This is a genomic window from Pseudonocardia oceani (assembly GCF_019263585.2).
Taxonomy (GTDB): Bacteria; Actinomycetota; Actinomycetes; order Mycobacteriales; family Pseudonocardiaceae; genus Pseudonocardia; species Pseudonocardia oceani.
In genome coordinates this window covers 1,144,956-1,164,802 of the sequence record NZ_JADQDF010000001.1, presented here as the reverse complement: position 1 = coordinate 1,164,802, position 19,847 = coordinate 1,144,956, and the positions used below count along the sequence as shown (strand labels likewise).

General features: G+C 75.1%; 20 protein-coding genes. 13 read left to right on the top strand and 7 right to left on the bottom strand.

Annotation, left to right across the window (positions count from 1 at the left end; translation table 11 throughout):
- The first annotated feature begins 11 nt into the window (after positions 1 to 11).
- Together I4I82_RS05840 and I4I82_RS05835 are read left to right on the top strand one after the other, a co-directional pair.
- A complete protein-coding gene (locus tag I4I82_RS05840; protein ID WP_218595409.1) occupies positions 12 to 2,528 on the top strand; it encodes a DNA translocase FtsK in 2,517 nt (838 codons plus the stop codon).
- A 179-nt stretch (positions 2,529 to 2,707) separates the two neighbouring features.
- A complete protein-coding gene (locus I4I82_RS05835) occupies positions 2,708 to 3,520 on the top strand; it encodes a YceI family protein (protein WP_218593270.1) in 813 nt (270 codons plus the stop codon).
- A 3-nt stretch (positions 3,521 to 3,523) separates the two neighbouring features.
- On the opposite strand, the gene I4I82_RS05830 is transcribed toward I4I82_RS05835, so the two are convergent.
- From I4I82_RS05830 to I4I82_RS05820, 3 genes are all read right to left on the bottom strand, one after another.
- Complete coding sequence (locus I4I82_RS05830) at positions 3,524 to 3,682, bottom strand: VOC family protein (protein ID WP_218593269.1); 159 nt, start codon at positions 3,680 to 3,682, stop codon at positions 3,524 to 3,526.
- Positions 3,683 to 3,767: 85 nt separating this feature from the next.
- Positions 3,768 to 4,565, bottom strand: a complete 798-nt coding sequence (locus tag I4I82_RS05825; RefSeq protein WP_218595408.1) for a helix-turn-helix domain-containing protein — start codon at positions 4,563 to 4,565, stop codon at positions 3,768 to 3,770.
- A 22-nt stretch (positions 4,566 to 4,587) separates the two neighbouring features.
- Positions 4,588 to 5,088, bottom strand: a complete 501-nt coding sequence (locus tag I4I82_RS05820) for an amino-acid N-acetyltransferase (RefSeq protein WP_218593267.1) — start codon at positions 5,086 to 5,088, stop codon at positions 4,588 to 4,590.
- A 42-nt stretch (positions 5,089 to 5,130) separates the two neighbouring features.
- Between I4I82_RS05820 and rimO the strand changes: the two genes are divergently transcribed.
- The 4 genes from rimO (at position 5,131) to I4I82_RS05800 (ending at position 8,728) form a co-directional block, all read left to right on the top strand.
- Entirely contained in the window at positions 5,131 to 6,594 is a 1,464-nt protein-coding gene (rimO, locus tag I4I82_RS05815; RefSeq protein ID WP_218593266.1) for a 30S ribosomal protein S12 methylthiotransferase RimO, read from the top strand.
- Positions 6,591 to 7,184, top strand: a complete 594-nt coding sequence (gene pgsA, locus I4I82_RS05810; protein WP_218595407.1) for a CDP-diacylglycerol--glycerol-3-phosphate 3-phosphatidyltransferase — start codon at positions 6,591 to 6,593, stop codon at positions 7,182 to 7,184. Before rimO ends, pgsA begins: the two co-directional genes overlap by 4 nt.
- Positions 7,185 to 7,328: 144 nt before the next feature.
- Positions 7,329 to 7,712 (top strand): helix-turn-helix domain-containing protein, encoded by a 384-nt coding sequence (locus I4I82_RS05805; RefSeq protein ID WP_218593264.1) that lies wholly within the window; start codon positions 7,329 to 7,331, stop codon positions 7,710 to 7,712.
- Between the two features lie 209 nt (positions 7,713 to 7,921).
- Positions 7,922 to 8,728: a PspA/IM30 family protein gene (locus tag I4I82_RS05800; RefSeq protein ID WP_218593263.1), complete on the top strand. Its 807-nt coding sequence runs from the start codon at positions 7,922 to 7,924 to the stop codon at positions 8,726 to 8,728.
- Positions 8,729 to 8,978: 250 nt separating this feature from the next.
- Here I4I82_RS05800 and I4I82_RS05795 read toward each other — a convergent pair whose 3' ends face one another.
- The gene (locus I4I82_RS05795) at positions 8,979 to 9,809 is read right to left on the bottom strand and encodes an Fpg/Nei family DNA glycosylase (RefSeq protein ID WP_218595406.1); all 831 of its coding nucleotides are present in this window, start codon (positions 9,807 to 9,809) and stop codon (positions 8,979 to 8,981) included.
- Positions 9,810 to 9,990: 181 nt separating this feature from the next.
- Between I4I82_RS05795 and I4I82_RS05790 the strand changes: the two genes are divergently transcribed.
- The 4 genes from I4I82_RS05790 to I4I82_RS05775 are packed head-to-tail and all read left to right on the top strand — an operon-like array spanning position 9,991 to position 13,542.
- Positions 9,991 to 10,893 (top strand): ABC transporter ATP-binding protein, encoded by a 903-nt coding sequence (locus I4I82_RS05790; protein ID WP_218594343.1) that lies wholly within the window; start codon positions 9,991 to 9,993, stop codon positions 10,891 to 10,893.
- Entirely contained in the window at positions 10,890 to 11,618 is a 729-nt protein-coding gene (locus I4I82_RS05785; protein WP_218594342.1) for an ABC transporter permease, read from the top strand. The genes I4I82_RS05790 and I4I82_RS05785 overlap by 4 nt, the downstream gene beginning before the upstream one ends.
- A complete protein-coding gene (locus I4I82_RS05780) occupies positions 11,609 to 12,898 on the top strand; it encodes a sensor histidine kinase (protein ID WP_218595405.1) in 1,290 nt (429 codons plus the stop codon). The genes I4I82_RS05785 and I4I82_RS05780 overlap by 10 nt, the downstream gene beginning before the upstream one ends.
- Entirely contained in the window at positions 12,895 to 13,542 is a 648-nt protein-coding gene (locus I4I82_RS05775; RefSeq protein WP_218595404.1) for a response regulator, read from the top strand. The genes I4I82_RS05780 and I4I82_RS05775 overlap by 4 nt, the downstream gene beginning before the upstream one ends.
- 91 nt (positions 13,543 to 13,633) lie before the next feature.
- Here I4I82_RS05775 and I4I82_RS05770 read toward each other — a convergent pair whose 3' ends face one another.
- Positions 13,634 to 14,404: a GNAT family N-acetyltransferase gene (locus tag I4I82_RS05770; RefSeq protein ID WP_218595403.1), complete on the bottom strand. Its 771-nt coding sequence runs from the start codon at positions 14,402 to 14,404 to the stop codon at positions 13,634 to 13,636.
- Between the two features lie 10 nt (positions 14,405 to 14,414).
- Between I4I82_RS05770 and I4I82_RS05765 the strand changes: the two genes are divergently transcribed.
- From I4I82_RS05765 to I4I82_RS05755, 3 genes are all read left to right on the top strand, one after another.
- Positions 14,415 to 14,822, top strand: a complete 408-nt coding sequence (locus tag I4I82_RS05765; protein ID WP_218595402.1) for a hypothetical protein — start codon at positions 14,415 to 14,417, stop codon at positions 14,820 to 14,822.
- An 82-nt stretch (positions 14,823 to 14,904) separates the two neighbouring features.
- Positions 14,905 to 15,825 (top strand): membrane protein insertase YidC, encoded by a 921-nt coding sequence (gene yidC / locus I4I82_RS05760; protein WP_226369893.1) that lies wholly within the window; start codon positions 14,905 to 14,907, stop codon positions 15,823 to 15,825.
- Positions 15,826 to 15,866: 41 nt separating this feature from the next.
- Positions 15,867 to 16,904: a helix-turn-helix domain-containing protein gene (locus I4I82_RS05755; RefSeq protein WP_218595401.1), complete on the top strand. Its 1,038-nt coding sequence runs from the start codon at positions 15,867 to 15,869 to the stop codon at positions 16,902 to 16,904.
- On the opposite strand, the gene I4I82_RS05750 is transcribed toward I4I82_RS05755, so the two are convergent.
- Both I4I82_RS05750 and I4I82_RS05745 read right to left on the bottom strand, forming a co-directional pair.
- Entirely contained in the window at positions 16,901 to 17,842 is a 942-nt protein-coding gene (locus I4I82_RS05750; RefSeq protein WP_218595400.1) for an alpha/beta hydrolase, read from the bottom strand. The genes I4I82_RS05755 and I4I82_RS05750 overlap by 4 nt on opposite strands.
- A gap of 32 nt (positions 17,843 to 17,874) precedes the next feature.
- Positions 17,875 to 19,818 (bottom strand): flavin-containing monooxygenase, encoded by a 1,944-nt coding sequence (locus tag I4I82_RS05745; RefSeq protein WP_226369892.1) that lies wholly within the window; start codon positions 19,816 to 19,818, stop codon positions 17,875 to 17,877.
- Positions 19,819 to 19,847: the final 29 nt, after the last annotated feature.

Genomic DNA, 19,847 nt, shown 5'->3' with positions numbered 1-19,847 from the left:
ACCGTGGATCCATGGCAGGACGGACGACGACCAGCAGCACGGCGCGCGCGTCGTCCCCCCGCAAGCGCCCGTCGTCGACGCGCCGGACCCCGGCGAAGCGGCCCCCGGCCCGCAAGGCGCCCCCGCGCCGCGACCTGCTCGACAAGGCGATCGACGCCACCGGACGCGGCATGGCCCGCCTCGGCCGGGCCACCGGCAAGGCGGTCGGGCGCACCCGCGAGATCGACCCCGCCCACCGCCGCGACGGCCTCGGCGTCGCCCTGCTCGTGCTCGCCGTCGTCACCGCGGCGGGCGTGTGGTGGGGCGCGGGCGGGCCGGTGGGGCAGTGGCTCTCCGGCGCCGTCGGCTCGGTCATCGGGCGCGGCGCGTTCCTGCTGCCGCTGATCCTGCTCGTCGCCGGCATCGTGCTGGTGGCCACCGAGCCGCAGCCCGACTCGCGCCCGCGCGTCGCCGTCGGGACGCTGCTGCTCGCCCTGGGCGGCCTCGGGCTCGTGCACCTGGTGTCGGGCTCGCCCGTCGAGCCCGAGCTGTGGGCCACCGGGGGAGGGGCCGTCGGCTACCTCGCGGCCACGCCGCTCGCCACCGGGCTGACCGCATGGGTCGCCGCTCCCGTGCTCGTCCTGCTCACCGGCTACGCGTTCCTCGTGCTCACCGCCACCCCGGTCCGCGCCGTGCCCGACCGCGTCCGGCGCCTGCTCGGCCGGGCCGTCGAGCCGGAGGAGGGCGACGCGGAGAGCGAGGCCGAGGCGATCGTCCCCGACCCCGTCATCGAGGCGGAGACGGCGCTGCGCCGACCCGCGCGCCGCCGCCAGGCCAAGGTCGCCGACGTCGTCCGCGACGAGCTGGGCGAGCCGCCCGTCGTCATCGACCAGGAGGACGTCCCGCTCCCCGACGAGCCGCCGATGGAGGAGCCGCCGCCGGTGCGCCGCCGCCCGCCGGCCGCGATCGTCGCCACGCCGCCCGTCGTCGACGAGCCGGACGGCCCCGTCGGCGAGCAGCTGCGCCTCACCGTGCCCGACCGCGAGGGCGAGCCGCCCTACGTCCTGCCGCCCGCCGACCTGCTGCCCACCGGGCCCGTCCCGAAGACCCGCAGCAGTGCGAACGACGCCATGATCGAGCGGATCACCGGCGTGCTCGAGCAGTTCTCCATCGACGCGCAGGTCACCGGCTTCACGCGCGGCCCGACCGTCACGCGCTACGAGATCGAGCTGGGCCCGGCCGTCAAGGTCGAGAAGATCACCCAGCTGACGAAGAACATCTCCTACGCCGTCGCCACCGACAACGTGCGGATCCTGGCGCCGATCCCGGGCAAGTCGGCCGTCGGCATCGAGGTGCCCAACACCGACCGCGAGATGGTCCGTCTGGGCGACGTCCTGCGCAGCGGCACCGCGCGCGCCGAGCAGCACCCGCTCGTCGTCGGCCTGGGCAAGGACATCGAGGGCCACTTCCTCACCGCGAACCTCGCGAAGATGCCCCACCTGCTCGTCGCGGGCTCCACCGGCTCGGGCAAGTCGAGCTTCGTCAACTCGATGCTGGTGTCGCTGCTGAGCCGGGCCACGCCCGACGAGGTCCGGATGATCCTCATCGACCCCAAGATGGTCGAGCTGACGCCCTACGAGGGCATCCCGCACCTCATCACGCCCATCATCACCCAGCCCAAGAAGGCGGCGTCCGCGCTGGCCTGGCTGGTGGAGGAGATGGAGCAGCGCTACCAGGACATGCAGGTCAACAAGGTCCGCCACGTCGACGAGTTCAACCGCAAGGTGCGCAACGGCGAGATCACCGCGCCGCTGGGCTCCGAGCGCGTCTACCGGCCCTACCCCTACATCCTGTGCATCGTCGACGAGCTCGCCGACCTCATGATGACCGCGCCCCGCGACGTCGAGGACGCCGTCGTGCGGATCACCCAGAAGGCCCGCGCCGCCGGCATCCACCTGGTGCTCGCGACGCAGCGGCCCTCCGTCGACGTCGTCACCGGCCTGATCAAGACCAACGTGCCCTCGCGCCTGGCGTTCGCGACCTCGTCGCTCACCGACAGCCGCGTCATCCTCGACCAGCCCGGCGCCGAGAAGCTCATCGGCATGGGCGACGCGCTGTACCTGCCGATGGGCATGAGCAAGCCCGTCCGCATGCAGGGCGCGTTCGTCGACGACGACGAGATCTCCGCCGTCGTCGCGTTCACGAAGGACCAGGCCGAGCCGACCTACACCGAGGGCGTCACCGCGCAGAAGGCCGGCGAGGCCAAGGAGGTCGACCCGGAGATCGGCGACGACCTGGAGCTGCTGGTCCAGGCCACGGAGCTGATCGTCACCTCGCAGTTCGGCTCGACGTCGATGCTGCAGCGCAAGCTGCGCGTCGGGTTCGCGAAGGCGGGCCGGCTGATGGACCTGCTGGAGACGCGCGGGGTCGTCGGGCCGTCGGAGGGGTCGAAGGCGCGCGACGTGCTCATCAAGCCCGACGAGCTCGACGGTGTGATCTGGCTCATGCGCGGTGGCGGCGGGAGCGATCCGGAGGAGCCGGACGAGTGATGCCCGCCGGTCGCCCGGCGACGCACCGTCACCGCAAGCGCCCGTTCCGGGCAGGCGGTGCCCCGGGGGCCCGTGACACGATGAGGGTGTCTACGAGTCGGAGGGTCGGCATGTTCTGGAGCAAGCGCGGTCGGGGGAACAGCCGGTCGCAGGGGAGCGGTGGCGCACGGCAGGCCGTCATGCCCATCCCGCTGACGGGCGGACTGCTCTCCGGGGAGGTCCGGGACGCCGACGGGAAGCCGCTGCCGGGCGCGGAGATCTCCGTGTTCGACCGCTCCAGCAAGCGCGTCGCGCACTCCGACACCGACGCCTACGGCTTCTTCGCCCACGCCGTGCAGCCCGGCGACTACCGCATCCGCGCCGAGGCGGGCGGTTACCAGACCCTGCACGAGCGGGCCGGAGTCGAGTGGGGCGCCCACCACACCCTCGGGCAGCTCACGCTGGTGCCCGACGAGACGCTGACGATCCCGGTCCCCGGCGTCTACGAGATCGACCCCGACCACTCCGCCGTCCGCTTCGTGGCCCGCCACATCGCGATGTCGCGGGTGTACGGGCAGTTCCAGGAGTTCTCCGGGCAGGTCCGGATCGCGGAGGACTTCGAGGACTCCCACGTCGAGGTGCTGATCGACGCGGCGAGCGTGTTCACCAACGCCGAGAAGCGCGACGAGCACCTGCGCTCGGCCGACTTCCTCGACGTCGCGCGCTTCCCCAAGCTGCACTTCACCAGCCACCGCTTCTCCCGCGCGGGCGGCAACCGCTGGCTGATCGACGGCGAGCTGACGCTGCACGGCATGACCAGCGACGTGCAGCTCGACACGACCTACCTGGGGATGCAGGAGTGGAACGGCCTGCGTGCGGGCTGCCTCGCCACCACGCAGCTGCACCGCGAGCACTTCACGGTCAACTGGCAGCAGATGCTGGCCCGCGGGGTGCCGGTCGTCGGCTCGACGATCGAGATCACCCTCGACGTGCAGGGCGTGCTGCAGCAGTAGCGCTCACCCGTACCAGGTGCCGCAGCTCCGCACGTTGCCCTCGTCGGTGTGCACCGCTCGCTCGCTGAAGCCGAACGCGTCGACGAGGAACCGCAGCTGGGCGTGCGGGTAGCGGCAGACGAAGGTGGGCCGGACGGTCGGGACGGTGGTCGTGGTCGTCATGGCGTCGGTCGTGGCCGGGTGCGGCGGCGGTGTCGTGGAGGGAACGGACCTGCGGCGTCAGCCCTGCGGCGTCAGACCTGCGGCGTCAGTCCCGCGCCGCGAGCAGCTCGCCGCGCCACTGCGTGGCCGTGAGCCCGGCGAGGTCGCGGAAGTCGCGCGAGAGGTGGGGCTGGTCGACGTAGCCGCAGTCGGCGGCCACCGCGGACAGCGGGGCGTCGGTGAAGCGCAGGCGGTCGCACGCCCGCTCGAACCGGATGACGCGCGCGGCCGCCTTCGGGCCGAGGCCGGTCTCGCGGCGGAGCTGGTCGGCGAGGTGGCGCCGGCTCCAGCCGACCTCGTCGGCGAGGTCGGCGATGCGCAGGGTGCCGCCGGTGGCCACCAGCCGGTCCCAGGCGTGGGACACCTCCGGGCGGATCGCGTCGTCGACGTCGTCGGCGGCCAGCCCGGCCAGCGCCGCGTCGAGGCGGGCGAAGCGCTCGGGCCAGGTGCCGGGCTCGGCGAGGCGGTCGAGCAGCGGGCCGGTGCGGGCGCCGAGCAGCGCGGTGAGGTCGACGGTGTCGCCCGCGAGCTCCCCGGCGGGCACGCCGAGCAGCGCGCGCGTGCCGCGCCAGCTCAGCCGCAGCTGGACCCCCGTCTGGGCCGGGCCGGTGGCGATCGTGGCGGGGCCGTCGTGCAGGCCCGCGACCAGCGCGGTGAACGAGCCGGGCGGGCGCGCCGGGTCGGGGTTGCCGAGGATCTCGACCTGCCCGTCGAGGCAGAGCAGGAACGTCAGGTGGGCCGAGGGGACGCCCTGGTGGACGCCGGGCGGGCCCGCGTCCATCCGGTAGCCCGTGTAGGCGCCCACCCACCGCCGCAGCGCAGGTGCGGGGCGCGCCCAGAACATGGGGCCGAGGCTACCGCCGCGATCAGGTCAGGCGCAGCAGCATCCGCACGTTGCCCAGCGTGTTGGGCTTGACGTGTGCGAGGTCGAGGAACTCGGCCACGCCGGCGTCGTAGGAGCGCAGCATCGCGGCGAAGACGTCGGGCTCGACAGGGGTGCCGTCGATCTCGGCGAACCCGTGGCGGGAGAAGAACTGCTTCTCGAACGTCAGCACGAACAGCCGCTGCAGCCCCAGCTCGCGCGCCCCGCCGATCAGGCCCCGCACCAGCGCGTGCCCGACGCCGCGCCCGAGGACCCGCGGGTGCACGGCGACCGTGCGGATCTCGCCGAGGTCCTCCCACAGCACGTGCAGCGCGCCGCAGCCGACCACCTGCCCGTCGACCTCCGCGACCAGGAACTCCGGCACCGCCTCGTAGAGGGTGACGATCTCCTTGGCGAGCAGGACGCGCCCCGCGTACTCGTCGACGAGGTCCTTGATGGTGGTCACGTCGGACGTGCGCGCCCGCCGGACGACAACGGCCGTCATGGCCGGTCACCCTAGCGGCGGGCCGCGCCGTACTCTGGCCCCGTGTCAACCCCACGTCGCGCCGCCCTGCTCACCCTGGGCTGTGCCCGCAACGAGGTCGACTCGGAGGAGATCGCCGGCCGTCTCACCGACAGCGGGTGGGAGCTCGTCGACGCCGACGACGGCGCCGACGTGATCCTGGTCAACACGTGCGGCTTCGTCGAGCAGGCCAAGAAGGACTCCATCGACACGCTGCTCGCCGCGTCGGACTCCGCGCAGGAGAGCGGCGCGAAGGTCGTCGCCGTCGGGTGCCTGGCCGAGCGCTACGGCAAGGAGCTCGCCGACCAGCTCCCCGAGGCCGACGCCGTGCTCGGCTTCGACGCCTACCCCGACCTGGCCGAGCGCCTGGGCGACGTCCTCGGCGGCCACGCGCCCGCCGCGCACGTCCCCGTCGACCGCCGCACGCTGCTGCCGATCTCCCCGGTCGAGCGGCCCGCCGCGTCCGCCGACGTCGCCGTCCCCGGGCACGCCTGGATCCCGAACCTCGCCCGGACCCGCCTCACCGAGGGCCCGGTCGCCAACCTCAAGCTCGCCTCGGGCTGCGACCGCCGCTGCACCTTCTGCGCCATCCCGTCCTTCCGGGGCTCGTTCGTCTCGCGCCCGGCCGACGACGTCGTCGCCGAGGCGGCGTGGCTGGGCATGGACGGCGTGCGCGAGCTCTACCTCGTCAGCGAGAACTCCACGTCCTACGGCAAGGACCTGCCCGGCGGCACGCGCGCGCTGGTCCGGCTGCTGCCGCGGCTCACGCAGGTGCCCGGCATCGACCGCGTCCGCGTCAGCTACCTGCAGCCCGCCGAGATGCGCCCCGACCTCATCGAGGTCATCGCCTCGACGCCCGGTGTCGCGCCGTACTTCGACCTGTCGTTCCAGCACGCCGCGCCCACGCTGCTGCGCCGGATGCGCCGTTTCGGCTCGCGTGCCGACTTCCTCGACCTGTGCGCCCGCATCCGCGCCCTCGCGCCCGAGGCGGGGATCCGCAGCAACTTCATCGTCGGGTTCCCGGGGGAGACCGACGAGGAGTTCGCCGAGCTGGAGGCGTTCCTGTCCGAGGCCCGGCTCGACGCGGTGGGCCTGTTCGGCTACTCCGACGAGGACGGCACCGAGGCGCTCTCGCTGCCCGACAAGGTTCCGGCCGAGGTGATCACCGAGCGCCTCGCCCGGCTGTCGTCGCTGGTCGAGGAGCTGATGAGCCAGCGGGCCGAGGAGCGGATCGGCACCGAGGTCGAGGTGCTCGTCGAGGTCGCCGAGGACGAGGACTTCGAGTGCACCGGGCGCGCGGCGCACCAGGCTCCCGACGTCGACGGCGAGTGCGTGTTCGAGCGCGGATCCGGGCTGGCGGTGGGCGACCTCGTGAAGGCGGTCGTCGTCGGCACCGAGGGGGCCGACCTGGTGGTCTCGGCGCGCGAGCAGGTCCCGCGCAGCACCCTGGCGCGCGCCACCGCGGGCGTGTCGGGGAGCGGGGGGTGACCTCGCGGCCGACGGGTCCGCCGCCGGTGCTCAACATCGCCAACGTGCTCACCGGCATCCGGCTGCTGCTCGTGCCGGTGTTCCTGGCCGCGCTGCTCACCGCCGACGGCCAGAGCACCACCTGGCGGCTCACCGCGTTCGGCGTGTTCGCGCTGGCGTCGTTCACCGACAGCCTGGACGGCGACATCGCGCGCCGCCGCGGCCTCGTCACCGCGTTCGGCACGATCGCCGACCCCATCGCCGACAAGGCGCTCACCGGGTCCGCGCTGATCGGGCTGTCGATCCTGGGCGTCGTGCCGTGGTGGGTCACCGTCGTGATCATGGGCCGGGAGCTGGGCGTCACGCTGCTGCGGCTGCTCGTGCTGCGCCTCGGCGTCATCCCGGCCAGCCGCGGCGGCAAGGCCAAGACCGCGCTGCAGACGCTCGCGATCGGGCTCTACCTGCTGCCGCTGACGGAGCTGCTCGGCCCGTCCACGACCATCGACGTCGTGCGCTGGGCGGTGCTCGCGGCGGCCGTCGTGCTCACCGTCGTCACCGGTCTGGACTACGTGCTGCGCGCCGCGCGGCTGCGGGCGGCGTCCGCGTCCTGAGCCGGTCGGGTGCCGTGTTCGCCGTGGGCGGACGCGACGCCGCCGTTCGGGTCGGGGCGCTCGGGCCCCGGACTCGGTACGGTTGACGCACGGTCGGACACCGGCCGTGCGTTCGTGGTTCGTCGATCGGAGGATGCCGTGCTGATGCGAGAGGCGATCGGTGGCAGCCTCCGCCGGGCCCGTACGGGCCGGCGGCGCACCCTGCGCGACGTGTCGCGGCGGGCGCGCGTGAGCCTCGGGTACCTGTCCGAGGTCGAGCGCGGGCGCAAGGAGCCCTCCAGCGAGCTGCTCGCGGCGATCTGCGACGCCCTCGACATCACGCTGTCCGACCTCCTGGGCGACGCCGCGGAGGCGCTGTCCGCCGCCGCGCTCGACGTCGTCGGTCGCCGCCCGGTGGGCCTGCGCCACACCGACCTCCGCATCGCCGGCGTCGACGAGCCCGCCACGGTCGCCGCGCCCGCGGGCATGCCGCTGGCCCCCGTCGCCCCCGTCGCGCTGCCGCAGCCGGTGGCCCGCGCGGCCGCCTGATCGCGCGCCGACCCCGAGCACGGGCGTCCGCGCCCCCGGCCCGCTAGCCTGGATCTCGGGGAGCGCCCCGACGCCGAGGTCGGGATCTTCCCGGATATCGTCGGCGCCCGGTGGAAGCCGGGCGGTGTGCAGTGCCACGATGGGGCGCAGCAGCGCACCGGCGGCCGGATCGGACAGCGCGTACACGGCACCCGGAGGTAGCGGAAGAGATGGCCAACCCGTTCGTGAAGTCCTGGAAGTACCTCATGGCGCTGTTCTCGTCGAAGGTCGACGAGTACGCCGACCCCAAGGTGCAGATCCAGCAGGCCATCGAGGACGCCCAGCGCCAGCACCAGGCGCTGTCGCAGCAGGCGGCGGCCGTGATCGGCAACCAGCGCCAGCTGGAGATGAAGCTCAACCGCCAGCTCGGCGACATCGAGAAGCTGCAGGCCTCGGCCCGCCAGGCGCTCGTGCTCGCCGACCAGGCCCGCGCGGCCGGTGACGAGGTGAAGGCCGGGCAGTACGAGCAGTCCGCCCAGGCGTTCGCCACACAGCTCGTCACCGCGGAGCAGTCCGTCGAGGACATGAAGACGCTGCACGACCAGTCGATCCAGGCCGCGGGCCAGGCGAAGCAGGCCGTCGAGCGCAACGCGATGATGCTGCAGCAGAAGATCGCCGAGCGCACGAAGCTGCTCAGCCAGCTCGAGCAGGCGAAGATGCAGGAGCAGGCCGCGGCCTCGCTGCGGCAGATGAGCGAGCTCGCCGCCCCGGGCAACACGCCCTCACTGGAGGAGGTCCGGGAGAAGATCGAGCGGCGCTACGCCAACGCCCTCGGTGCGGGCGAGCTGGCCCAGAACTCCGTGCAGGGCCGCATGCTCGAGGTGCAGGCCTCCACGTCCGACATGGCCGGGGCGAGCCGTCTGGAGCAGATCCGGGCGTCGCTGCACGGCACCCCGGTGGCGGGCGAGGTCACGGCGGCCCCGACGCCGGCGTCGGCCCCCCAGCTCGACAAGCAGCAGCAGCCCGGCACGGCCTGACGTCCCGCGCTCGACGACGCCGCCCTCCCCGGTGGGGAGGGCGGCGTCTGCGTTCCGACCCCGTCCTGCGCGAGTTTGCCGTCGGTGCCCAGCGAGTTCACCGCTGCCGCCCAGTGAGTTCGCCGCCGCCCCGGCCGTTCCGTGATCACCAACTCGCCGGATCGGTGATCTTCGGTCCGGCGGGCGGAGGCCGTACGCGATCGGCCGGCACCCCGTGCCCGATCCGCAAACTCGCGCTGTGGGGGGAGGGTCAGCGGCGGCGGGGTGCCCTGCGGGGGGCGTGGGCCGGGGCGGGGCCGGGCTGGCAGACCGGGCACCAGTAGGACAGACGCGCGTAGACGCTCTCACCCTGCTCGGCGACGCGGATCCGGGTGCCGCAGCGACGGCAGCGCTGGCCGCCGCGCTCGAACACCCAGTGCTGGTTGCGGCCGAGGTCGCCGGTCGTGGACTGCTCGGGGCGGTCGGCGTTGCGCAGGAGCAGCTCGCGGGACAGGGCGATGACGGCGGCGGGGTCGGGGACGTCGCGGGTGAGCGTCCACGGCGAGATCCCGCGCAGGAAGCAGACCTCGGTCTTGTAGAGGTTGCCGACGCCGGCCATCACCCGCTGCTCCAGCAGCACCGGCCCGATCTCGGAGTCACCGCGCGCGGTGAGGCGGCGCAGGGCCTCGGCGGCATGGGCGTCGGACCAGTCGGGGTCGAGCAGGTCGGGGCCGAGGTGCCCGACCAGCCGCGGCTCGTCGGCCGTGGGCAGCAGCTCCATGTCGTGCAGCGCGAACCCGACGGCGACGCGCTCCTCGGTCGCGAGGACCGCCCGCGCCTCGTACGCCGGACGCTGCCAGGACATGCCCGGTCGGTAGAGGTGCCACGACCCGTCCATCCGGAAGTGGCTGTGCAGGCTGCGGCCGTCGTCGAAGCGGGTGAACAGGTGCTTGCCCACTGACGCGACGCCGGTGACGGTGCGGCCGGTGAGGTCGTACTCGGCGAGGCGGGGGTGCCGCAGCTCCCCGCGCACGAGCGTCCGCCCGGTGAGCGCGGCCCGCAGGCGCTTCCCGGCCAGGTAGACGGTGTCACCCTCAGGCACGGACCGAACCTAGTCCGGGCGGCGCCGGCCCGCCCGACTCGCACGCCGCGAGACCGCGACTCGGTCGCCACGAGAGCCCGACTCGCGGGCAGGGGAGTGGGCAGGGGGTCCACCGATCGGTTGACCGGGCCCGCCTCCGCGGTCGATCCGCCCGGCCCCGCGACCGCGCAGGATCGTCGTCATGGCCGTCATCGAGGTGCAGGACCTGCACAAGCGCTACCGCGACCACGTCGCCGTGCACGACGTGTCCTTCACCGTCGAGGAGGGGGAGGTGTTCGGCGTGCTGGGCCCGAACGGGGCCGGGAAGACGACGACGGTCGAGTGCGTCGGCGGGCTCCGCCGCCCCGACGGCGGCCGGATCTCGGTGTGCGGGCTCGACCCGCGCCGCGACCGCGCGGCGGTCCGCGAGCTGCTCGGCATCCAGCTCCAGGCGAGCGAGCTCCCCGACAAGCTGCGGGTGCGGGAGGCCGTCGAGCTGTTCGCGTCGTTCTACCCGGCACCCGCCGACCCCGGCACGCTCATCGAGCGGTGGGGCCTCGCGGACAGGCGCGAGACCCCGTTCGCCCAGCTGTCGGGCGGGCAGAAGCAGCGGCTGTCGATCGTGCTGGCGCTCGTCGGCAACCCCCGCGTCGCGATCCTCGACGAGCTCACCACCGGGCTCGACCCGCAGGCCCGCCGCGACACCTGGGACGCCATCGAGCAGATCCGCGACTCCGGCGTCACGGTCGTGCTCGTCACGCACTTCATGGAGGAGGCCGAGCGGCTCTGCGACCGGCTCGCCGTGATCGACGGGGGTCGCGTCGTCGCGCTCGACACCCCGTCCGGGCTCGTCGCCGCGCTGCCCGCGGGCCAGACCCTGCGCTTCCGCGCCGACGTCGACGAGGCCGTGCTCACCGCCCTGCCGCAGGTGCGCACGGTCGTCCGCCGCGGCGCCCGGATCGAGGTCACCGGCCACGGCGACCTGCTCACGGCCGTCACCTCGGCCCTCGCCGCGCACGGCGTCGTCCCGGTCGACCTGCGCCTGGAGCAGGCCGACCTCGACGACGCCTTCCTGGCGCTCACCGGCACGAAGGGAACCCGATGACCGCCCTCCTCGCCCGCACCGAGCTGCGCCTGTTCCTGCGCGACCCGGCCACCACGCTGTTCGGGATCCTGCTGCCCGCCGCGGTCCTCGCCGGTCTCGGCTCGATCCCGGCGCTGCGCGAGCCGGCGGAGGTGTTCGGCGGGCTGCGGTTCACCGAGTACTTCGCGCCGTCGCTGCTGGCCGTCAGCATCGCGGTGCTCGGGCTGCAGACCCTGCCGGTCGGGCTCGCGACCTACCGCGAGAAGGGGGTGCTGCGCCGGCTGTCGACGACGCCGGTGCGCCCGCAGGCCGTGATCGTCGCGCAGCTGCTCATCAACCTGGTGACGGCGGCGGCGGGCTCGCTGCTCATGGTCGCGGTCGCGGTCGGCGTGTTCGACGTGCCCGCACCGCGGCACCCGCTCGGCTTCGCGGCGGCGTTCGTGGTCGGGACGTCGGCGGTGTTCGCGCTCGGGCTGGTCGTCGCCGGGGTCGCCCCGCGAGCCCGCACCGCTGCCGCGATCGGCACGGTGCTGTTCATGCTCACGCAGTTCTTCGCGGGGGTGTACCTGCCGAAGTTCCTGCTGCCCGAGACCGTCGTCGCGATCGGGTCGTTCGTCCCGCCGGGCATCACGGCCTTCCAGGACGCCTGGACCGGCGCCGGTCCGCAGCCGGTGCAGCTCCTCGTGATGGCGCTCGTGGCCGTCGCGGCGACGGCCGTGGCGGCTAGGTTCTTCCGGTGGGAGTGACCACCGAGCCCGAACCGGTCGACATCGGCGCCCGCGTCGAGTGGGCGATCGGCCGCTACGGGCCGTTCGCCGGCCTGGCGATCGGCAGCGCGATCACCCTGGCCACCCGGACCGTGAGCGGACCCGCGGCGGGGCCGCTCGCGGCGCTGGTGGCGGCCACCGCGGTCTGGGCGTACCTCCTGGCCTTCCGGACGAGCGGACCGACGGCGGGCGACTGCGGTCGGCCGCGCGTGCGGGCGTCGGACCCGCGCGTGGGCCCCGTCTACGTCGTCGTCCTCCTCCTGGCGACCGCGGTGCTGGTCCACCTCTCGCCCTGGTTCGCGTTCCTCGCCCTCGCCGGGTACGCCCACTCCTACGAGTACCTGCCCGGACGCTGGCGCTACGTGGGCATCGCCGCGATGGCGGTGCTGCACGCCTACGGGACCATCGGCGGCAGCTTCAACGAGCTCGGCCCGCTCCGCGTGGTCGCGTGGGCGGTCATCACGGTGCTGATCGCCACCGTCGCGATCACCTTCACCGTGATGGGTGCCCGGACCGCCGAGCTGTCGCAGCGCCGAGCGCGCACCATCGCGGACCTGAACGAGACCAACCGGCGCCTCGCCGAGAGCCTCGACGAGAACGCCGAGCTGCACACGCGGCTGCTCGCCCAGGCCCGCGAGGCCGGCATCGCCGACGAGCGGGCGCGGATGGCGCGCGAGATCCACGACACCCTCGCCCAGGGCCTGACCGGGATCGTCACGCAGCTGGAGGCGGCCGACAGCGCCGAGGAACAGACGCGGCGCCGGCACGTCGACACCGCCCGCGCCCTGGCCCGGGAGAGCCTGACCGAGGCGCGCCGCTCCGTCGACGCGCTCGCTCCCGGCCGCCTCGCCGGCGCCCGCCTGCCCGACGCGATCACCGACATGGCCAAGGAGTGGGCGGAGACGGCGGAGGTCGGCGTGCACGTGGAGGTCACGGGCGACCCGGTGCCGCTGCTGCCCGACATCGAGGTGACGCTCTACCGCGTGGCGCAGGAGTCGCTGGCCAACGTGGGCAGGCACGCGGGGGCGGCCCGCGCCGGGCTGACGCTGTCCTACATGGACGACGTCGTCGTGCTCGACGTGCGCGACGACGGCACCGGCTTCGACCCCGCCGCCGACCGCGCCGGGTTCGGGCTCACCGCGATGGAGCAGCGGGTGCGGCGGGTGTCGGGCACGTTCACCGTGGAGAGCGCGCCGGGCGACGGCACGGCGATCAGCGCGAGCGTGCCGGCGATCCCGGCGGAACGGGGGCAGGCGTGATCCGCGTGATGGTCGTCGACGACCACCCGGTGGTCCGCGACGGGCTGCGCGGGGTGCTCGACGCCGAGCCGGACATGGAGGTCGTCGGCGAGGCGGGGCACGGGGCGGAGGCGCTGGCCCGGGTCGCCGCCGCGGCGCCCGACGTCGTCCTCATGGACCTGCGGATGCCGGTGATGGGCGGCGTCGACGCCATCCGGGAGCTGCGCCGCGCGGCCCCGGCGGTGCGCGTCCTGGTCCTCACGACGTTCGACACCGACCGCGACGTGCTTCCCGCCGTCGAGGCCGGTGCCACCGGCTACCTGCTCAAGGACACCCCGCGCGACGAGCTCCTGCGCGCCGTCCGCGCCGCGCACCGGGGCGAGGCGGTGCTCTCACCCGCCGTGGCCGGGCGTCTGATGGGGCAGGTGCGTGGGGTCGGGCGGGGTGACGGCACCGCCGACGCCCTGAGCGCGCGCGAGATGGAGGTGCTGCGGTTCGTGGCCGCCGGCTCCACCAACCGCGAGACGGCCCGCGCCCTGTTCATCAGCGAGGCGACGGTGAAGACCCACCTGCTGCACGTCTACGCGAAGCTGGAGGTCCGGGACCGGGCCTCGGCGGTGGCCGCGGCGTACCAACGGGGCCTGCTGAGGGCGGACCAGGAGTAACCGGCCGCCCCCGCCCCCCGCCCCCCGCCCCCCGCCCCCTGACAGTGGAGTGGCTTCACTGGCGCCCAGTGGCAGTAAAGCCACTCCACTGTCATTCGTGGGGGCGGCGGGGGGGCGGGGCGGTCAGTCCGGCACCGGCACCTGCAGGGCGGTGCAGCACCCCCTCCCCGGCTCCGACGAACCCCAGCCGCGCCGCCACCGCCCGGCTCGCCCGGTTCGGCGGGGAGGTGGTCCAGGTCGGTACCCGTCCCCGCGCCCGGACGTCGTGCACCACCGCGGCCGCGCATGCCGTCGACAGTCCCCGTCCCCGGAACCCCGGGTCCGTGACGACGCCGATGTCCTCGTAGCGCTCGCCCCGGTAGAAAGGGACGGCCACCGACACCGCCCGCCCGTCGACCACGACCGCCCGCCCCACCCCCGCCGCCGCGAGCGCGGCCGCTCCGCCCCGGGTGTCGTGGATCCAGGCGCTGCCGGGGTCGAGCGCGGCGAGGGCGCCGGCGTCGGCGGGGCCGAGCAGCCGGGCGTGGGACCGGGGGACCGGCACCGCCGCGGGGAGCGCGGCGAACAGCCGGCGCCACGTCCCGAGGTGCGGGTCGGCGGCGGCCAGCAGCGGCCGCCAGTGCTCCGAGGCGTCGACGAACCCGGCGACGCCGGCGAGGTCGTCCGGAGTGAGGGCGTCGGGATCGCCGCCGAGGGCGTGGTTGCCGCCGGGCAGCGTGACGAGCGCGGCGCGCGGGTCCGGCCGCCGGTCGACCCACGCGCACCCGACGCCGGTGGCCGCCGCGTGGGCGTGGATCAGGGGCCCGGGCCGCTCGGGCGGGAACAGCGGGGCGAGGGCGCGGACGTCGGGCGCGGGCAGCACGGTCGCCACCGTGCCCGGCCGCCGGGCCGCGGGCCAGCGTTTTCCCGCCGCCGCCGGGCACGCCGCCGCCGGGTGCGGTGGCCGCGTGCGGAAGGCGCGGGAGCGGGTGGGCGGGTCGGTCCTGCTCCTGTGCGCGCTGCTCTTCTCCGTCCTGCTCGACGCCGGGCTCCTCGACGCGGGCCCCGACGACGCCGGCTCGTCGCTCGTGCTCGGCGCGGTCGGCGCGCTGCTGCTGGCCCGGGGGCTCGCGCACCCCGCGCTGCCGCCGTCGGCCCTGGTCACCGCCCCGGCCGTGGCCGCCCGCGAGCGCCGCCGCGCGTCGGCCCGCCGCGCCGTCCCCCGCCAGCGCGACCCCGACCCCGACGCCGCGGGCCGCACCCGTTCCCGCGCCCCGTCGGACCCGTTCCCGGCGCTGTAGCTGCTCGACGCTCCCGCCGGACACGCGTCCCCGTCCCGGCTGCCTCCGGAGTGTCTCCCGTGCTCGATCCGATCTACTTCGCGTGTCCGCCGTCATGTGGGTGTGGCACCAGCTCTTCGCCCTGCTGCTCGGCCCGTCCAGCGGCCCGGGCTGGGCCCTGTCCGTCGTCTTCCTCGTCCTCATCCTCCGCGTCGTCATGATCAAGCCGTTCCGCGCTTCGGTGCGCTCGGGCCGCGCGATGCGCGCGCTGGCCCCGCAGATGGCCGAGCTCAGGGCCCGCCACGGCGACGACCGCGCCGCGCTCGCCCGCGCCACCCAGGACCTGCAGCGCGAGCACGGGGTGAGCGTCGTGGGCGGCTGCCTGCCCGCGCTGCTGCAGATCCCGGTGTTCATCGGGCTGCTGCACGTGCTGCACGGCTTCAACCGCGCCGGCCTGTCCTTCGAGCAGAACGCCGCCATCGCCAACTACGTCTTCCCGCCCGGCGACGTCCGCTCGTTCCTGGAGGCGCGGCTGTTCGGCGCGCCGCTGTCGTCCTACCTGTCGATGCCGCAGGGCCTGCTCGACTCCTTCGGTGCGCACGTCGACCGCTGGGAGGTCGCGGCCGCCGCGCTGCCGCTGGTGGTGGTCGCGGCGATCGCCACGCACGTCACGGCCCGCCACTCGCTCGCGCGCCAGGCCGCGCCCACCGGCCCGGCCGCGTCGGTCATGCGCCTGACGCCGTGGATCTTCCCCCCCGGCGCGCTGGTCGGCGGCCTGTTCTTCCCGTTCCCGGTCGCGATCCTGCTGTACCGGCTGACGGACAACGTGTGGACGCTGGTGCAGCAGTACATCGTCCTCACCCGCCTCGACACCGCCTGCCCGCCGGTGCCGGTCGCCGCCGTCGCCGCCCCGGCCGCGGCGCCGGCGCCGATCCCGGGTCCGAGGCCGGTCAGGCGGGCCGCGCCGCGCAAGCACGCGTCGGGGCACCGGCCCAGCCGCAAGCGGGGCCGCGCCCGTGCCTGAGCGGGTTCCCGAGGAGGCCGGCGCGCCGTAGCGTCGCCGCGATGGAGGGTCTGCTGCTGCGCCTGTCCGCAGTCGACGCCGACGCGGAGGCCGCGGTGCGCGTCATCGCCTGGTTCGACGCGCTGGTCGAGCGGGGTGCGTCGCTGAACGCGCTGGTCCGGGCCACGGCCGCGCTCGCCGAGTGCCCGGCCGCGCTCGTGCGCCCCGGCGAGGTGGACCTGCGCTGGGGGCCCGACGGGCGTCCCGTCGTGCAGGATGCTCCGTCGGGGGAGGTGGCGCTGCCCGGCGGCGGGTCGGTCCGCCTGGAGCGCGGCGGCCCGCCCGGCCTGTTCGACGAGCTGGTGCTGGAGCGGTTCGCGCTGTCCGCACGCCTGCTCGGTGCCGTGCCCGCCGCCCCGCACCTGGCCGACCCGGCGCTCGTCGAGCTCGTCCTGTCCACGCGGGAGGCCGAGGAGGACCGCTCCCGCGCGCTGCACCTGCTGGGCCTGCGGCCGGGGCGCCCGCTGCGCGTCGCGGCGCTGGAGCCCGGGGCCGACCTGCGCGCGCTGGCCACCGAGGCCGGGCACGCCGTCCGGGCCGCGGAGGTCGGCGGGGTCGTCGCCGCGCTGCTGCAGGCCCGCGGCGGCACCGTCGCCGTCGACGCCCTGCGTGCGGCGCTCGGCGGCGGCCCCCGCGGCGGGCTGGGCGGTGCCGTCGCGGCGCTGGACGCCGGGACGTCGTGGCGCCAGGCCCGCCTGGCCCTGCGCTTCGCCGACGCCCCCGGCGAGCTCGTCGACCACGACGCGCTCGGCGCCCCCGCACTGCTCGCCGAGGTCCCGCCGGCCGTGCTGGCGGCGCACCCCGACGTCGTGGCGCTCGCCGCGCTGCCCGCCCTCGACCTCGCGACGCTCGACGCCTTCTGCCGCACCGGCTCCCTGCGCGGGGCCGCCGCGGCGCTGCACCTGCACCACAGCTCCGTGGCGGGCCGCCTCGCGCACGTCCAGACCGCCGTCGGCTGGACCCTCGACGACCCGGGCGGCCGGTTCCGCGCCCGCTGCGCGCTGCTGGCGCACCGGCTCGCGCGCGCCTGTAGGAGCTAGAGCCCCAGCGCCCGCGCCAGCACCGCCGTCGCCTCGGCGTGCTCGCGCTGCGACACGGCCGCGTGCCGGGCCAGCCCGGACCCGTGGAACGTGCCGGGGAACAGGTGCAGCTCGACGGTCACGCCGGCGGCCAGCAGGGCCAGCGCGTAGGCGATGCCCTCGTCGCGCAGCGGGTCGAAGTGCATCGCCGACACGTACGCCGGAGGCAGCCCGGACAGGTCGGTGGCGCGGGCCGGAGCCGCGTAGGGCGACACGTCGTCGCTGCCGGGAACGCCCGCGCCGAGGTAGGAGTCCCAGCTGACGACGGCGCGGGAGCGGTTCCAGATCGGGGTGTCGGTGAACGCGGTCATCGACGACGTCGTGAGCCGGTCGTCGACCTCGGGGACGCCGAGGTACTGGAACGCGATCGACGGGCCGCCGCGGTCGCGAGCCAGCAGCGTCAGCCCCGCGGCGAGCCCGCCGCCGGCACTCACCCCGTGCACGGCGATGCGCTCGGGGTCGACACCCAGCTCCGATGCGTTCTTCGCGGTCCACACCAGTCCGGCGTAGACGTCCTCCAGCGGACCGGGGAACGGGGTCTCGGGCGCGAGCCGGTAGTCCACCGACACCACGACGACACCGAGCTCGCGGGCGAACTCCAGGTTGCGGGCGTGGTCGGTCTCCAGGTCACCGAGGACGAAGCCGCCGCCGTGCACGTCGTAGACGGCGGCCGGCGCGGCCACGCGCTCGGGCCGGTAGACGCGCATGCGGACGTCGGGCGACCCCTCCGGCCCGGGCGCCGACACCTCCTCCACCCGTACGCCGGTCGCGTCCGGCGTCCCGAGCTGGGCCACCAGGGCCGTCATGCTCGCGCGCGCGGAGGGCAGGTCGGACAGGTCGAGCTGCGGGAGCATCGGCACGACGGCGGCGAGCTCGGGATCGATCGCGTGGCTGGTCATGCCCCGATCCTGCGCGCCCGGGGTGAGCGCCGTCACCCGCCGGGCGTCGGGAGTCCGGGTGCGTGCGCCCGACTCCTGCGCGGCTCGACCACCATCTGCGACCAGTCGACCTCGCGCGTCATCCGCCAGTAGTCGACGATCCGCCACGGCATCGCGCAGACGACCCGGCCCGCGGGGTTGCGGTACCAGTTCCGCATGCCGGGGTGCGTCCAGATCATGGCCTCGTGGGCGGCGTCGTGGCGGGCGGCGTAGTCGGCGTGCGCCTCGGGCGTGACCTCCACGGTGCCGTAGCCGCGCTCGGCCATCGTCGTGATCGCGTCGACGATCCACCGCACCTGGCACTCGGCGATCGTGATGTAGCTGCCGCCGTGGCCCAGCACGGTGCCCGGGCCGCAGGTCAGGAACAGGTTGGGGAACCCGGCCACGGTGATGCCGAGGTGCGCGTCGGCGTCGTCGGGGCCCCAGATGTCAGCCAGGACGGCGCCGTCGCGCCCGCGGACGTCCATCGGCCAGAGCTGGCGCGTGGTCTCGAACCCGGTGCACAGCACGATCACGTCGGCCTCGACCTCGGTGCCGTCGGCGGCGCGCAGGCCGGTGGCGGTGACCGCCGCGACGGGCTGGCTCACCAGGTCGACGTCGTCGCGGCGCAGGGCGGCGAACCAGCCGTTGTCGAGCAGCATCCGCTTGCCGAACGGCGGGTAGTCGGGCAGCGCGCGCTCCAGCAGGTCCTCGCGCCCGTCGAGCTCGGACTGCAGGTAGCGGGTGAACACGCGCCGGTGGCCGTCGTTGACGGCGTTGACCGAGCGCTCCGGGTGCTCCCACGCCGGATCGACCTGCAGCGCCGGGTGCACGCGGTCGCCGGTGTTCCAGGACAGCCGCGTGCGGTACCAGCGGCGGTAGAACGGCACGTGCGCGAGCAGCAGCCGCGCGCCCTCGGCGACCTCGGAGAAGTAGACGTCGTTGGGTGCGGCCCACTGCGCGGACCGCTGGAACACCGTGACGCGCCCGGCGCGCCCGGCGATCGCGGGCACGATCTGCATCGCGCTCGCGCCGGTGCCGACGACGGCGACCCGCTTGCCGGTGACGTCGAGGTCCTCGGGCCAGCGCGCCGAGTGGAACAGCGGCCCGCGGAACTCCGCCAGCCCGGGCAGGTCGGGGACCTTGGGCCGGTTGAGCTGGCCCACCGCCGTGATGACGACGTCGGCCTCGAGCACCTCGCCCGCCGTCGTCGTCACCGTCCAGCCCTGGTCGTGCTGGTGCGCGCTCGCCACCTCGACGCCGAAGCGGACGGTGCGGCGCAGGCCGTGGGCGTCGGCGACGGAGCGCAGGTAGCCGAGCACCTCGTCGCGCTTGCCGAAGTGCGTCGACCACTGCCGCGGCGCGAACGAGTACGAGTACAGGTGGCTCGGGGTGTCGACGCCGGCGCCGGGGTAGGTGTTCTCCAGCCAGGTGCCGCCGACGTCGAGGTTCTTCTCCAGCACGACCGGCTCGATCCCGGCCTCGCGCAGCTTGATCGCGGCGAGCATGCCGGAGACGCCCGCCCCGATGACGACGACGCGCAGGTCGGTGTCGACGCGCCGCGGCGGCGCGTCGCGGAAGCCCATGTCGGCCGCGGTCATCGGCTCGTACTCCGCGCCGACCTCCTCGCCGACGGCGAGGCTCATCAGCGCGACGAGGTCGTCGCCGGTCGGGGCGGGCACGGCGGGCGCACGGCCGGCGGCCCAGTCGAGCACCGCGTCTACGGCCGCCGCCCGGATCTCGTCCTGCACCTGCGGCGGGAAGCCGCCGGAGTCGTTGTCCTCCATGCCGCGGCTGCGGGTGGGCCGGTAGGGGTCGGCGAGCCAGCGCGGGTCGCCGGTGAGCTGGAAGAGCACGGCCACCAGCGTCGGCAGATTGGCGTCGCGCATCGCGGCCGCGAGCGCCTCGCGCCCGGGCACGGCGGACGGCACGGGCTCGGTCAGGGCGTCGTCGCTCACCGGACCGAGCCTAACGGCGGTTAGGTGAT

What these genes read in the sequence shown, in the direction of transcription:
- I4I82_RS05750 (WP_218595400.1), bottom strand. Translation starts at nt 17,842, where the DNA reads ATGACCAGCCACGCGATCGATCCCGAGCTCGCCGCCGTCGTGCCGATG.
- I4I82_RS05785 (WP_218594342.1), top strand. Translation starts at nt 10,890, where the DNA reads ATGACCGCCCTCCTCGCCCGCACCGAGCTGCGCCTGTTCCTGCGCGAC.
- I4I82_RS05805 (WP_218593264.1), top strand. Translation starts at nt 7,329, where the DNA reads ATGCGAGAGGCGATCGGTGGCAGCCTCCGCCGGGCCCGTACGGGCCGG.
- I4I82_RS05830 (WP_218593269.1), bottom strand. Translation starts at nt 3,682, where the DNA reads ATGACGACCACGACCACCGTCCCGACCGTCCGGCCCACCTTCGTCTGC.
- I4I82_RS05820 (WP_218593267.1), bottom strand. Translation starts at nt 5,088, where the DNA reads ATGACGGCCGTTGTCGTCCGGCGGGCGCGCACGTCCGACGTGACCACC.
- I4I82_RS05790 (WP_218594343.1), top strand. Translation starts at nt 9,991, where the DNA reads ATGGCCGTCATCGAGGTGCAGGACCTGCACAAGCGCTACCGCGACCAC.
- I4I82_RS05825 (WP_218595408.1), bottom strand. Translation starts at nt 4,565, where the DNA reads ATGTTCTGGGCGCGCCCCGCACCTGCGCTGCGGCGGTGGGTGGGCGCC.
- I4I82_RS05840 (WP_218595409.1), top strand. Translation starts at nt 12, where the DNA reads ATGGCAGGACGGACGACGACCAGCAGCACGGCGCGCGCGTCGTCCCCC.
- I4I82_RS05835 (WP_218593270.1), top strand. Translation starts at nt 2,708, where the DNA reads ATGCCCATCCCGCTGACGGGCGGACTGCTCTCCGGGGAGGTCCGGGAC.
- I4I82_RS05755 (WP_218595401.1), top strand. Translation starts at nt 15,867, where the DNA reads ATGGAGGGTCTGCTGCTGCGCCTGTCCGCAGTCGACGCCGACGCGGAG.
- I4I82_RS05800 (WP_218593263.1), top strand. Translation starts at nt 7,922, where the DNA reads ATGGCCAACCCGTTCGTGAAGTCCTGGAAGTACCTCATGGCGCTGTTC.